This window comes from Citrobacter sp. TBCP-5362 (assembly GCF_005406305.1).
Classification (GTDB): Bacteria; Pseudomonadota; Gammaproteobacteria; order Enterobacterales; family Enterobacteriaceae; genus Citrobacter_B; species Citrobacter_B koseri.
Map to the genome: position 1 here is coordinate 607,153 of NZ_CP040234.1, position 13,636 is coordinate 620,788.

Annotated in this window: 14 protein-coding genes and 1 pseudogene; 2 read left to right on the forward strand and 13 right to left on the reverse strand. The window is 53.5% G+C overall.

Annotated features, from left to right (window positions below; translation table 11 throughout):
* Positions 1 to 23: 23 nt before the first annotated feature.
* The 11 genes and pseudogenes from FD428_RS02945 to FD428_RS02995 all read right to left on the reverse strand — a co-directional run bounded on the left by FD428_RS02945 (position 24) and on the right by FD428_RS02995 (position 7,461).
* Positions 24 to 389, reverse strand: coding sequence for a DUF805 domain-containing protein (locus tag FD428_RS02945; protein ID WP_012135242.1), 366 nt, complete (start codon positions 387 to 389; stop codon positions 24 to 26).
* Positions 390 to 547: 158 nt separating this feature from the next.
* Positions 548 to 1,543: a glutathione S-transferase family protein gene (locus tag FD428_RS02950; RefSeq protein WP_049010352.1), complete on the reverse strand. Its 996-nt coding sequence runs from the start codon at positions 1,541 to 1,543 to the stop codon at positions 548 to 550.
* A gap of 68 nt (positions 1,544 to 1,611) precedes the next feature.
* Positions 1,612 to 2,004 (reverse strand): DoxX family protein, encoded by a 393-nt coding sequence (locus FD428_RS02955; protein WP_012135240.1) that lies wholly within the window; start codon positions 2,002 to 2,004, stop codon positions 1,612 to 1,614.
* Positions 2,005 to 2,281: 277 nt separating this feature from the next.
* Complete coding sequence (locus FD428_RS02960; RefSeq protein WP_012135239.1) at positions 2,282 to 2,581, reverse strand: YqjK-like family protein; 300 nt, start codon at positions 2,579 to 2,581, stop codon at positions 2,282 to 2,284.
* Positions 2,571 to 2,976, reverse strand: a pseudogene (locus FD428_RS02965) (phage holin family protein). The gene FD428_RS02960 and the pseudogene FD428_RS02965 overlap by 11 nt, the downstream one beginning before the upstream one ends.
* Positions 2,977 to 2,978: 2 nt before the next feature.
* Entirely contained in the window at positions 2,979 to 3,284 is a 306-nt protein-coding gene (locus FD428_RS02970) for a YqjD family protein (RefSeq protein WP_012135237.1), read from the reverse strand.
* Between the two features lie 41 nt (positions 3,285 to 3,325).
* Positions 3,326 to 3,694 (reverse strand): DUF1090 domain-containing protein, encoded by a 369-nt coding sequence (locus FD428_RS02975; RefSeq protein WP_049010354.1) that lies wholly within the window; start codon positions 3,692 to 3,694, stop codon positions 3,326 to 3,328.
* A 147-nt stretch (positions 3,695 to 3,841) separates the two neighbouring features.
* On the reverse strand, positions 3,842 to 4,225 hold the full coding sequence (gene mzrA / locus FD428_RS02980) for an EnvZ/OmpR regulon moderator MzrA (protein WP_047461090.1): 384 nt from the start codon (positions 4,223 to 4,225) through the stop codon (positions 3,842 to 3,844).
* Positions 4,226 to 4,228: 3 nt separating this feature from the next.
* Positions 4,229 to 4,891 carry a DedA family general envelope maintenance protein YqjA gene (gene yqjA / locus FD428_RS02985; protein ID WP_012135234.1) on the reverse strand — a complete coding sequence of 221 codons (663 nt, stop codon included), beginning with the start codon at positions 4,889 to 4,891 and terminating at the stop codon, positions 4,229 to 4,231.
* A 349-nt stretch (positions 4,892 to 5,240) separates the two neighbouring features.
* Positions 5,241 to 6,017, reverse strand: a complete 777-nt coding sequence (exuR, locus tag FD428_RS02990) for a transcriptional regulator ExuR (RefSeq protein ID WP_012135233.1) — start codon at positions 6,015 to 6,017, stop codon at positions 5,241 to 5,243.
* 142 nt (positions 6,018 to 6,159) lie between these two features.
* The gene (locus FD428_RS02995) at positions 6,160 to 7,461 is read right to left on the reverse strand and encodes an MFS transporter (protein WP_047463898.1); all 1,302 of its coding nucleotides are present in this window, start codon (positions 7,459 to 7,461) and stop codon (positions 6,160 to 6,162) included.
* Between the two features lie 472 nt (positions 7,462 to 7,933).
* Here FD428_RS02995 and uxaC point away from each other — a divergent pair, with 472 nt between their 5' ends.
* Both uxaC and FD428_RS03005 read left to right on the forward strand, forming a co-directional pair.
* A complete protein-coding gene (gene uxaC, locus FD428_RS03000) occupies positions 7,934 to 9,346 on the forward strand; it encodes a glucuronate isomerase (RefSeq protein WP_114848357.1) in 1,413 nt (470 codons plus the stop codon).
* A 14-nt stretch (positions 9,347 to 9,360) separates the two neighbouring features.
* Positions 9,361 to 10,848, forward strand: coding sequence for a UxaA family hydrolase (locus FD428_RS03005; RefSeq protein WP_012135230.1), 1,488 nt, complete (start codon positions 9,361 to 9,363; stop codon positions 10,846 to 10,848).
* A 180-nt stretch (positions 10,849 to 11,028) separates the two neighbouring features.
* On the opposite strand, the gene sstT is transcribed toward FD428_RS03005, so the two are convergent.
* Together sstT and FD428_RS03015 are read right to left on the reverse strand one after the other, a co-directional pair.
* Complete coding sequence (gene sstT / locus FD428_RS03010) at positions 11,029 to 12,273, reverse strand: serine/threonine transporter SstT (RefSeq protein ID WP_012135229.1); 1,245 nt, start codon at positions 12,271 to 12,273, stop codon at positions 11,029 to 11,031.
* Positions 12,274 to 12,527: 254 nt separating this feature from the next.
* Entirely contained in the window at positions 12,528 to 13,496 is a 969-nt protein-coding gene (locus tag FD428_RS03015; protein ID WP_114848356.1) for a TerC family protein, read from the reverse strand.
* Between the last annotated feature and the right edge of the window lie 140 nt (positions 13,497 to 13,636).

Here is a 13,636-nt window from a genome sequence, read left to right on the forward strand (position 1 = left end):
AGCGCAGCGCCATCAGGCATCTTTCAGGGCAGAATTTTAGGGTCCTGCCCGAAGCGGTTTTCGCCTGGCGTACCGTTCTGGCAGTTAAAGAGGATGATGACCAGCCAGCCAATAACAGGGATGAGGAGCAGCAACAGCCACCATGCGGAACGATCGGTATCATGCAACCGACGGAACTGTACTGCCCACCACGGTAAGAAAATCAGAATGCCATAAATGGTTGTCAGCACGCCTTCGCCCCCGGCGCGTTGCCAGCCGAACATCTTGTCCAGCACGCCCAGCACGAACGTAAAAATGACGTTGACCAGAATAAACATCCAGTACTCTTTACGACGCGCGCGGCCGCCAAAGCCGATATAGTTCTTCAATACTTTTAAATACCAGTCCATTTTCGCCTCAACATACGGTCAATCACTTGTTTTTAAATAAGAATAGCCGTGAATGGAATGGTGGTAAATATTCGAATGATTAATGTGTTTAATGCACCGGGCGGGTAAGGCGAGTCAGCGCCGCCACCAGGCTGTTTCCTGGTGGCGGCGTAAAGGGATTATCCCGCTTTTGCAAAGCGGACGTCGCGTCCGTGAGGCTCATTGAGATCCTGCAACGGGCCAATGGAGATAATCCCCGTCGGGTTGATGGTTTTGTGGCTACGGAAGTAGTGGTTACGGATATGGTCGAAGTTGACGGTTTCCGCAATGCCGGGCATCTGCCAGATATCGCGCAGGAAACCATAAAGGTTCAGGTAATCGCTGATGCGGTATTTGTCGCACTTGAAGTGCGTAACGTAAACCTGGTCAAAACGCACCAGCGTGGTCCACAGGCGAATGTCCGCCTCGGTTAACTGGTCGCCGGTCAGGTAACGGTGCTGCCCCAGAATTTGCTCCAGACGCGCCAGTGACTCGAACACTTTCTCTACGGCTTCATCATAGGCCTGCTGGCTGGTGGCGAACCCGGCTTTGTACACGCCGTTGTTGACGTTGTCATAAATCCAGCTATTGAGCTCGTCAATTTTTCCGCGCAGGGCCGTCGGGTAGTAATCCCCGGCTTTGGCGCCTAGCGCATCGAATGCGGTATTGAACATGCGAATGATTTCTGCCGATTCATTACTGACGATGGTGTGATTCTTTTTATCCCACAATACCGGTACGGTGACGCGACCGCTGTAGTGCGGATCGGCATGCAGATAGAGTTGATACAGAAACTCGTGTTGATACAGCGTATCACCGGTTGCCGCCGGGAAATTATCATCAAACGTCCAGCCATTCTCCAGCATCAGCGGATTCACAACAGAAACGGAGATAAACGGTTCCAGCCCCTTGAGCTTACGCAGGATCAGCGTGCGATGCGCCCACGGGCAGGCAAGTGAAACATACAGGTGATAGCGATCTTTTTCGGCGGCAAAGCCCCCTTCGCCAGTCGGACCCGGCGCGCCATCAGCGGTGAGCCAGTTACGGAAAGCCGATACAGAACGTTGAAATTTCCCCCCCGTAGACTTGGTGTCATACCAGGTGTCATGCCATACGCCGTCAATCAGTTGTCCCATTTTCTCTCTCCTCCAGATAGCAAAAACGAGGAGAATATCCCCTCGTTTTTTGATTCAGTATAGCGTGCTTACCACTTTTTATTCAGGACGCGGTCGATGCTGAATGCGCCTGGCCCTGTGATGGCCAGCAGCAGGAAACCGCCTGCGATGGTCAGGTTTTTCATGAACATCAGTGAGTTCACGCCTTCCGCAAAGTTGCTGTGGAAGATGAACGCGGTCAGCAGGGTAAAGCCTGCGGTAAACAGCGCCGTTGTACGGGTCAGGAAACCGAACAGAATCGCCAGACCGCCGCCAAACTCAAGCAGGATAGTCAGCGGTAACAGGAACCCCGGAACCCCCATCGCTTCCATGTATTGTTGGGTACCCGCATAACCGGTGATTTTTCCCCAACCTGCGGTGATAAACAGAATGGGCATCAGAATGCGCGCTACCAGTACACCAACATCTTCTAATTTTTTCATTTTACTCTCCAGGGAACCACTCAGGCTGCTGATTTCATTTTTTGTGCAATCACGCGGAATGTCGCGTCGTTGCGGTTGATGGAGAGAATCATAAACGTGACATGTAACAATTGTTAGCAAGGAAAACTGTCAATAATTTTCAAAAATTTTGAGTGACAGGGCACAGATTGCCGGATGGCGGTGTAAACACCTTATTGGATCAACAGCAATACGTAGGCCCGATAAGCGTAGCGCCATCGGGCGTTATGCCGGATGGCGAGGAGGAAGGGGGCAGGAATCAGCCGCGTAGCTGCTGTTTTCGGATCGTGCTTTTGACCAGCCGCCAGGCGCTCCAGATGCCAAAACCGCGTTTTGCCCAGCGCACCAGCAGATTCGGGTGGCGAATTGTCCAGATAGCCATAACGCTGCTGCCGACCAGCGCCCAGGAACGCAGGCTGATCAGCGTGTTCCAGCCGCGATCCCAACTGTCCGTCGCTTCCAGCCAGTCGCGACGACCGGCTGAAAGGTCCAGCCTTTGCTGCTGGATTTGGCTGAGCAGCAACGCCTTACGCTTTTGACGTTCGACTTTACTGCTCACGGCTTGTCATCCTCCAGAATTTGCCGGTCGTTAGCCAGTTCATGACGCGTATGGCGTAACAGCGTTGACTGGCGGGCTTTGTGTAACGTCCAGAGTCCGCCGATCAGCGCCAGAACCAGCAACACAACGGTGGTGGCGATCATTGCATTGAGGCGATACTGGGGGTCAACCGCCCAGATGATAAGCACCATCAGGCTCATCAGACCGAACGCCGCGAAAAGCATGGTCAGCCCCAGCATCAGCAGAAGCTGAAAGAGATTCGCTTTTTCCTCTTCCAGTTCCACAACCGCCAGTCGCAGCCGGGTTTCTACCATCTCAACAAGGATAGTGACAATCCGCTGCCCGATGCCCAGAACGCTTTTGCCTGGCCCCTGCGCGTGATGAGAATCCGCCATAATTAACGACGCGTCAGCAGTACGCCCAGCACCACACCAACGGCTGCGCCAATGCCGACGCCCGTCCACGGGTTCTCGCGTACATAGTCGTCAGCGCGCGCTGCGGCTTCGCGGGTTTGTTTGGCAATCGCATCGCCGGTTTCGCCCAGACGGTTGCGGCTTTCTTTCAGCGCGCGCTCGGCTTTGCTACGAATCTTACTCAACTCTTCTTTCGACTTATCGCCAGAGGAGCTAAGCACCTCTTCGAGCGTATCAGCCAGGGATTTCAACTCAGCGCGCAGATGTTCCGTAGTGTTATCTTTCGACATAGTTTTCTCCAGGTGAGTGAGTCGTTAACGTTTGATTTGACTTAGTAGTCGCGTGCCTCAAGCTTTTTCAGGTCATCCTGAGCTTCAGCCAGCTTGCGTTCACGTTTCGCAATTTTATCCGCATCGCCTTTTTGTTTTGCTTCGACCAGATCACGCTGACGTTCAGCAATCTCATCTTTTTGTTTTGCGATCTTTTTCTGATGGTCAGCACGCAGTTTACTGTCGGTGCAGTTTGCTCTGAGTTCGCTGAGCGCTTTATTCAAACCATTAATGCGGTTCTGGTTGTTGTGCTTTTCGGCGTAGCTAATTTCCTTCTGTATATCCTGCTCTTTTTCCTGACAGAGGGTATTGGCATAGCTGCCTGCACTGAGCGTGAAAAGGGTAATAGCGAAAGCGATGCGGTATTTCATTCTTGAACCTTCCATTGTGATTCGAACCCGTTACCGGGGGACGATGATCCAGGTCATAACACGGCGGACAATAAGTCCGCCTTATTAATCATAGTCAGTAAACGGCGAAATCACCAAAGTGGGTGATATGATTCGGATTCCTGGACATTAACCGAAGCGATGTGGGTTATCCCGTAAGCGGGTCAACCACTGTACGGCCTGGCTGTCGCCGTTCTGTTGGGCGATGATATAGCCATGCGGCAACGTTCTGTCCAGCACGGCCTTAGCCGCCGCGCTTTGCGCGCTGGAGTCAAACGTAATGAGCAGCGCGTCATTTTGTGGCGTGATGCTTTTGAAGCGAATGCCGTTAGCGTCCAGATGATGCCAGATGGAAAAGCCGTCCGGCATACTGACGCCCTGATGGATGGCGCGAATGGCCAGCGTGGATTCCTGCTGGCGAATGGTCGACCAGACGAGAAAAAGCACGCTCATCAGCACGAGAAAAGAGGTTGTCCAGGCCAGTTGTCGAAGCGTTATGCGTGGTTTCACCATACTCTATCCCCGATTTCCGTATTTCTTTTTCCAGAGCACCACCAGCGAACCCGCCAGCCCAAAGACCAGCAGCACCACCGGCAGCAGCATCAGACATGACATCAGTTGGTCTTCATACTTCAGGAATACAGGCGTTTTGCCCAGCAAGTAACCCAGCGAGGTCAGGATCAGGACCCACAACAACCCGCTCATCCAGTTAAAGAATTGAAAGCGCGCGTTATTAAGGCCGGACAGACCCGCGATAGTGGGTAACAAGGTACGAACGAAAGCGATAAAACGGCCAATTAACAGCGCGGACAGGCCATGTTTATGGAACAAATGGTGAGCGCGCTGATGATAATGCGCGGGCAGATGCGACAGCCAGTTTTGTACAATACGCGTGTTGCCCAGCCATCGCCCCTGAATATAACTGACCCAGCAGCCCAGGCTGGCGGCCACGGTTAACAGCAGGAGCGTTTGCGGAAACCCCATTGCGCCTTTGGCGATAAGTACGCCGACCAGCACCAGCAAACTGTCACCAGGTAAAAAGGCAGCAGGAAGCAACCCATTTTCCAGGAACAAAATCATAAATAGTACGAAATAAAGCATGCCAATCATGGAAGGGTTGGCGAGTGTTTCAAAATCCTGAGCCCACAGGGCATTCAGTAATTGAGTCAGTAGTTCCATTCAGTATTCCTGGAGAATCGGTTAACGTCACGCCGGTTTTTTGAGTTTGCAATACCGCAACATTATTCATTTTCTACTTGGGTTGCGGACGGGCGCAAAATCGCGGCCTGAACCATTCCTTGTTAAGTTGTGAAGTAAGCAAGCACTAACACACAAAAATTCAAAATGCATCTAATTGTAACAAAGGTCGACGTAGTCCGTTATAGAAATCGCACGTCGTTAAAATATGATTTTGCTTATCACAAAGGTGGGTGGCGAGAGGATTTACACAGGCTGACACTTTATATCTTACGCTTACTGAGCGGCGTCGCAGACAGGCGCCCTGATGCGCCTGCCAGCGTAAGATTGTCTATTTTGCCCCGTTAGCGGCGGTGTCCAGATGAACAACGGGATTTTCAGCAAAAAGATAGCGGTCGGCGTTAAATTCGAAATCGTCGCTGGTTTCGTTAAACAGCATCTGTTTGGTGTTCTCCAGATGCTGCCACATTGCCAGTTTCGCGGCATGAGGATCTTTGCGAATCAGCGCCTTGAGAATATGGTCATGATCGTCGCACCAGTTATCGACGGTGCGTGAATCAATATGATCGTGCAGTTTTTTCCAGTACGGGTTATGTACGCGCTGAGTCCACATTTTTTCGACAATGGCGGCCAGCGCGGTATTTTGCGTCGCCAGCGCGACCTGCACATGGAACTGGAGATCCCATTCGGAGTCGCGGAAACATTTTTCGTTACGCGCTTTCTCCTGGATTTCCATCAGCTTCATAATGTCCTGTTTCGTCACCTGCGTGGCGGCAAACTCGGCAATATTGCTTTCTATCAACTGGCGCGCCTGGAGAAGTTCGAACGGGCCATAATTGGCGAACTCAAGGTTTTCATCCGGGGCGACATAATATTTCGGTTGATTTGAAATGACGTGGATGCCGGAACCTTTGCGGACTTCTACGTAGCCTTCGACCTCCAGCATGATAATCGCTTCACGAACCACCGTACGGCTGACGTTTTTCTCATCGGCAATAAAGCGTTCGGCAGGGAGTTTATCGCCCACAAGGTAGACGCCCTGTTCGATGCGCTCTTTCAGGTCAGCAGCAAGTTGTTGATACAAACGTCGTGGTTCGGTGATTTCCATATGCGCTCCAGGCATAAGACGGCAGACTATATTTGTTATACCACTTTTGCGAGGCTGGCTCCACTTGTACCGTTGAAAAAGCCGCCTGTTTAACAGGCGGCTTTGGATGAGTAAACCTTGTTGGATGATGGCGCAGGTCAGGTCAACTTTGCGTTGCGGGGTGATTGACCTGCGACCCGGGCCCCGCCTCGCTGGCCGGTTTGTTTTGCAGCACCGTCCAGATAACCAGCGCGCCGAGCAGGTCGAATACCGCCAGTACCGCGAACAGCGGGCTGAAGCCGATGGTGTCAGCCAGCGCGCCGACCACCAGAGCAAACAATGTGCTCGCCAGCCAGGCGGACATCCCGGTCAGGCCATTCGCGGTTGCCACTTCATTACGGCCGAAGACGTCAGAAGAGAGCGTAATCAGCGCGCCGGACAGCGCCTGGTGAGCGAAACCGCCGATGCAAAGCAGCATGATGGCGATATACGGACTGGTGAACAGGCCGATCATGCCTGGGCCAATCATCAGCAGCGCGCCCAGGGTAACGACCATTTTACGGGAGACGATCAGGTTTACGCCGAACCAGCGCTGGAACAGCGGCGGCAGATAACCGCCGATGATGCAGCCTAAGTCGGCAAACAGCATGGGCATCCAGGCAAACATGGCGATCTCTTTCAGGTTAAAGCCGTACACTTTAAACATGAACAGCGGGATCCAGGCGTTGAAGGTTCCCCATGCCGGTTCCGCCAGGAAACGTGGCAGGGCGATACCCCAGAACTGGCGGTTACGCAGGATCTGCGCGAGAGACATTTTCTTCGCGGTATTGTCTTTGTGCTGCGCTTCCTGACCGCCAATGATGTAGTCGCGTTCTGCATCCGTCAGCTTTTTCTGGTCGCGCGGGTGTTTATAGAACACCAGCCAGGCCATTGCCCAGATGAAGCTCAGCACGCCGGAAATAATAAACGCCATCTGCCAGCTGTGCATCACGATAGCCCAGACGACCAGCGGAGGCGCAATCATCGCGCCGATGGAAGAGCCGACGTTAAAGTAGCCGACCGCAATAGAGCGTTCTTTTGCCGGGAACCATTCAGAGCTGGCTTTCAGGCCCGCCGGGATCATCGCGGCTTCAGCAGCGCCGACCGCGCCGCGCGCCAGCGCCAGGCCGCCCCAGCTTCCAGCCAGTGCGGTTGCGCCGCAGAATACGGCCCACAGAACGGCGAACATGGCGTAACCCACTTTCGTACCGAGAACATCCAGTACGTAACCGGCTACGGGTTGCATGACAGTGTAAGCAGCAGAATAGGCTGCGATGATATAGGAATACTGTTGTGTGGAGATGTGTAACTCTTCCATCAGCGTTGGCGCAGCCGCCGCCACAGTGTTACGCGTCAGATAGCCCAGCACGGTGCCTAATGTCACCAGTGCAATCATATACCAACGTAACCCTTTAATTTTACGCATGTAAAACCTCATCGTTTTGTTATTTCCGCAACAATCGCGGTTATCTTCCTGCGCTGAGCGGGGAAGTTATTGACGACGGGATAACCGAAAAAAAGCCGGTACGCCCCGAACGTTGCCATGAGTCATCGTGCTAATTCGGTTTCCGTACCGGTCAATTCGATGTCTTAACCATCGATAACTTTGCATTCCGTCGGCTTATGTATCGCGACGGCCAGAAAGATAACTTGTCATACAACTTCAAAAGGTGAGTGACATCACAAATGCAGGATTCTTAGTGTGGTCATTATTTCGATTTAGAAATACCAGCAATGGCGCGGCCTGGAGCGCTGTTTACTCTTTTAGGGGTAATTTATTTGTTGGTTTTTATTGATCCAACTCACGAAAATATCTTCAGGGTCTGGAAATTGGTGTGATAACTTTGACAGCATCAAAACATAAGCAATCTGACGCACTCGTTGAGAGGAAGACGATAATGACCCCGTTTATGACTGAAGATTTTCTGCTGGATACCGAGTTTGCCCGCCGTCTGTACCATGATTACGCAAAAGATCAGCCCATCTTCGACTATCATTGCCACCTGCCGCCGCAGCAGATCGCGGAAAACTACCGTTTTAACAACCTGTATGATATCTGGCTGAAAGGCGACCACTATAAATGGCGAGCGATGCGCACCAATGGCGTTGCTGAGCGTCTGTGTACGGGCGATGCGTCCGATCGTGAGAAGTTCGAGGCCTGGGCCGCCACGGTGCCGCACACGATCGGCAACCCGTTATATCACTGGACGCACCTTGAACTGCGTCGCCCATTTGGTATTACAGGTAAGCTGCTGTCGCCTGCGACGGCAGATGAGATCTGGGATCGTTGCAATGAATTGCTGGCGCAGGATGCATTCTCCGCGCGGGGAATCATGCAGCAGATGAATGTAAAAATGGTCGGCACTACCGACGATCCTGTCGATTCGCTGGAGCACCACGCCACGGTCGCGAAAGACAGCACGTTCACCGTTAAAGTGCTGCCGAGCTGGCGCCCTGATAAAGCGTTTAACATTGAGCAGGCAACCTTTGGTGATTACATGACGAAGCTGGGCGAAGTATCGGATACCGATATTCGCCGCTTCACCGATCTGCAAGCCGCGCTGACTCAGCGTCTGGATCATTTTGCCGCCCACGGCTGTAAGGTTTCTGACCACGCGCTTGACGTCGTTATGTTTGCTGAAGCCAGCGACGCTGAACTGGACAGCATTCTGGCGCGCCGTCTGGCGGGCGAGACCCTGAGCGAGCATGAGGTCGCGCAGTTCAAAACGGCCGTACTGGTGTGGCTGGGCGCGGAATATGCGCGTCGCGGTTGGGTGCAGCAGTACCACATCGGCGCGCTGCGTAATAACAACCAGCGCCAGTTCAAACTGCTGGGGCCGGATGTCGGCTTCGATTCCATCAACGATCGTCCGCTGGCGGAAGAGCTGTCAAAATTGCTGAGCAAGCAGAATGAAGAAAATCTGCTGCCGAAAACCATCCTGTACTGTCTGAACCCGCGCGATAACGAAGTGCTGGGCACCATGATCGGCAATTTCCAGGGCGAAGGGATGCCGGGCAAGATGCAGTTTGGTTCCGGCTGGTGGTTCAACGATCAGAAAGACGGGATGGAGCGTCAGATGACGCAACTGGCGCAGCTTGGCCTGCTGAGCCGCTTCGTCGGTATGCTGACCGACAGCCGCAGCTTCCTGTCTTATACCCGCCATGAATATTTCCGTCGCATCCTGTGCCAGATGATAGGCCGCTGGGTTAACGCGGGCGAAGCGCCGGCGGATATCCAGTTGCTGGGTGAAATGGTACGAAACATCTGCTTCAACAATGCGCGCGACTATTTCGCCATTGAACTGAACTAAGGTCTGGGGTTGATATGCAATACATCAGGATCCATACGCTGGATAACGTTGCGGTAGCGTTGGCCGATTTAACGCAGGGCGCTGAGGTCAGCGTCGATAACCATACCGTGACGCTACGTCAGGATGTCGTACGCGGTCATAAGTTTGCCTTACGCGATATTGCGCAGGGGGAGAACGTCATCAAATATGGCCTGCCTATCGGCCATACGTTGGTGGACGTCGCGGCGGGTGAGCATATTCATGCCCACAATACCCGGACTAACCTCAGCGATTTGGATGAGTACAGCTATCAACCCGATTTTCAGGCCCCTGAAGTACAACCGGCGGATCGCGATGTACAGATTTATCGCCGTGCCAACGGAGACGTCGGCGTGCGCAATGAGCTGTGGATTCTGCCGACCGTCGGCTGTGTCAACGGCATTGCGCGGCAGATCCAGAACCGTTTCCTGAAAGAGACTTTTGATGCCGAAGGAACTGACGGCGTTTTCCTCTTCAGCCACACCTACGGCTGTTCTCAGCTTGGCGACGATCACATCAATACCCGCACCATGCTGCAAAACATGGTGCGTCACCCGAATGCGGGGGCGGTGCTGGTGATTGGACTGGGTTGCGAAAACAATCAGGTGGATGCCTTTCGCGAGACGCTGGGCGAGTTCGACCCTGAACGCGTTCATTTCATGACCTGCCAACAGCAGGACGATGAAGTGGAGGCGGGCGTTGAGCATCTTCATCAGTTGTATAACGTGATGCGCCATGACAAACGCGTGCCGGGCAAACTGAGCGAACTTAAGTTTGGTCTGGAATGCGGTGGTTCAGATGGGCTGTCCGGTATTACCGCGAACCCGATGCTGGGGCGCTTCTCCGACTATGTTATCGCTAACGGCGGGACGACGGTGCTGACGGAAGTGCCGGAAATGTTCGGTGCAGAACAGCTGTTGATGAGCCATTGCCGTGATGAAGAGACGTTTGAAAAACTGGTGACAATGGTCAATGACTTCAAGCAATACTTTATCGCTCATGACCAGCCGATTTATGAAAATCCGTCGCCGGGTAACAAGGCGGGCGGGATTACGACGCTGGAAGACAAGTCTCTGGGGTGCACGCAGAAGGCGGGTTCCAGCCAGGTTGTGGATGTGCTGCGCTACGGTGAGCGCCTGAAAACGCGCGGTCTGAATCTGTTAAGCGCGCCAGGCAACGATGCGGTCGCCACCAGCGCGCTGGCGGGCGCGGGTTGCCACATGGTGCTGTTCAGTACCGGCCGCGGTACGCCATATGGCGGGTTTGTCCCGACGGTGAAGATCGCCACCAACAGCGAACTGGCGGCGAAGAAGAAGCACTGGATCGATTTTGACGCCGGGCAGTTGATTCACGGTAAGGCGATGCCGCAGTTGTTGAATGAATTTGTGGATACGATTGTGGCGTTTGCCAACGGCAAGCAGACCTGCAATGAGCGCAATGATTTCCGTGAGCTGGCGATTTTCAAAAGCGGCGTAACGCTGTAAAAAAATGCCGGATGGCGACGTAAACGTCTTATCCGGCCTGTGAGTGGGGCGTTGTAGGCCTGATAAGCGCAGCGCCATCAGGCAATGAAAAATGCCGGATGGCGACGTAAACGTCTTATCCGGCCTACGAGTGGGACGTTGTAGGCCTGATAAGCGCAGCGCCATCAGGCTTGTGGTTATTTAGCTACGCAGCGCGCTTTTCGCTAAACGCGCGTCTTCCGCCTGACATACCGCGGCGGTAAACATAACGTCGGTAGAGGAGTTGATTGCGGTCTCGCAGGAGTCCTGCAACACGCCGATAATGAAGCCAACCGCAACCACCTGCATGGCGATTTCGTTCGGAATACCGAACATGTTGCACGCCAGCGGAATCAGCAACAGTGAACCGCCCGCCACGCCAGAAGCGCCGCATGCGCACAGCGATGCCACCACGCTTAGCAGCAGCGCCGTCGGCAGATCAACCGGAATACCCAGCGTATACACCGCCGCCAGCGTCAGCACGGTAATCGTGATTGCCGCACCGGCCATATTGACGGTTGCTCCCAGCGGGATGGAAACAGAATAGGTATCTCTGTCCAGATTCAGTTTTTCGCACAGCGACATATTCACCGGAATATTTGCAGCGGAGCTACGGGTAAAGAAGGCGGTCACGCCGCTTTCACGCAGGCAGGTGAGAACCAGCGGATACGGGTTGCGGCGGATCTGTAAAAAGACCAGCAGCGGGTTGATGACCAGCGCCACAATCGCCATACAGCCAATCAGCACCAGTAACAGTTGCGCATAGCCCCACAGCGCTGAGAAGCCCGTAGTGGCGAGCGTTGAGGCGACCAGGCCAAAGATACCGATCGGCGCGAAACGAATCACCAGTTTCACAATAAAGGTGACGGCGTCGGACAGATCGTTCACCAGATTTTTGGTGGTTTGATTACTGTGGCGCAGCGCAAAGCCCAGGCCGATAGCCCACACCAGAATACCGATGTAGTTGGCGTTGATCAGCGCATGGATCGGGTTCGCAACGATGCTCATCAGCAGCCCGTGTATCACCTGGACAATGCCGCTCGGCGGCGTGATATCCGTGGCGCCAGTTGTCAGTTGCAGCGTGGACGGAAAGAGGAAGCTCACCACAACCGCCGTCAGCGCGGCTGAAAATGTGCCGAGCAGATACATCCACAAAATCGGGCGAATATTGGTTTTCTGACCGTGTTGATGATTGGCGATAGACGCCATCACCAGCGTCAGTACCAGAACCGGCGCGACAGCTTTCAGCGCACCAACGAACAGGGTGCCCAGCAGACCCGTTGCCTCTGCGGCAGGTTTTGAAACTAAAGCCAGTAAAATTCCCAGTATAAGCCCAATTAAAATTTGTTTAACCAGGCTCCCTTGAACCAAACGCTGGAGTAGCCCCGATGAACGTTGCGTAGTCATTTCATGATCCTTTCAGTGTGATGTTGTTCATCCTTTGCACGCTCTATTGGCGCATCTTTCAGGATGTAACAAAGTGTTTGCCTGAGTGAGTATAAGGAAAGATGGGGATTGGGAAAGCGTAAAATGCTGGAATTTACGTACTACGTCATATTTTTTAACTAAACATTTACATGTTATCGGGTAGTGCTGCGTGTACTCAACCCACGACCGTGGTTTTTGTAAGCCCGGCAGACATAGCGCTGCCGGGCAGGGTCTTACTGTAGCTGCTGCTTTTTATCGTTCTGGTGATTTACCCACGCGTTAACAATCAGCGTGATCACCAGAATACTGAACACCACGCCCAGCGAGATGGCGATCGGAATGTGGTAGAAATCGACGATCAGCATCTTAATACCGATAAAGACCAGAATGACGGCCAGACCATATTTGAGCATCGAGAAGCGCTCCGCTACCCCTGCCAGCAGGAAGTACATGGCGCGCAGACCCAGGATCGCAAACAGGTTGGAGGTCAGGACGATGAACGGGTCGGTAGTCACGGCAAAGATGGCCGGAATGCTATCGACGGCGAAAATCACATCGCTCAGTTCCACCAGAATCAGGACCAGCATCAGCGGCGTCACGAACAGCAAGCCATTCTTACGCACAAAGAAATGCTCGTTTTCGATGGTGTCGGTCATGCGAAGGTGGCTACGCAGCCAGCGAACCAGCGGTTTGTCGCCGATGCCGGATTCGTCTTCTTTCACCAGCGCCATTTTCACGCCCGTAAACAGCAGGAAAGCGCCGAACAGGTACAGTATCCAGTCGAACTGGGCGATCAGCCAGCTACCGGCGAAAATCATAATCGTACGCAGAACAATGGCGCCAAGTACGCCATACACCAGAACCCGGCGTTGCAGGGCAGGCGGAACAGAGAAGTAGCTGAACAGCATCAGCCAGACAAAGACGTTATCAACGGCCAGCGATTTTTCGATCAGATAACCGGTGAGAAACGCCAGCGCCTGCGGATCGGCCACCGCCCGGCCCTGGGTCTCCGCCAGATACCACCAGAAGGCGGCGTTGAACAGCAATGAAAGCGTCACCCAGACCAGAGACCAGGCCGCCGCCTGCTTCATGGACATCGTATGTACGCCACGACGCCCCTGCAACAGAAGGTCGATAGCCAGCATAATCACCACAACGACAGCGAATCCGCCCCATAACAACGGTGTGCCGACAGTATTCATAGAATTTCCTTACACATAAAAAAACGGCCAACGTCGAAAGACGTCAGCCGCTGCTTTTTATATGCATAGACCTCGCCTTCCGGCAAGGTCTCACTTACAACAAGAAAGTGATATGTACTCACTCCACGGGTGATGGCGAA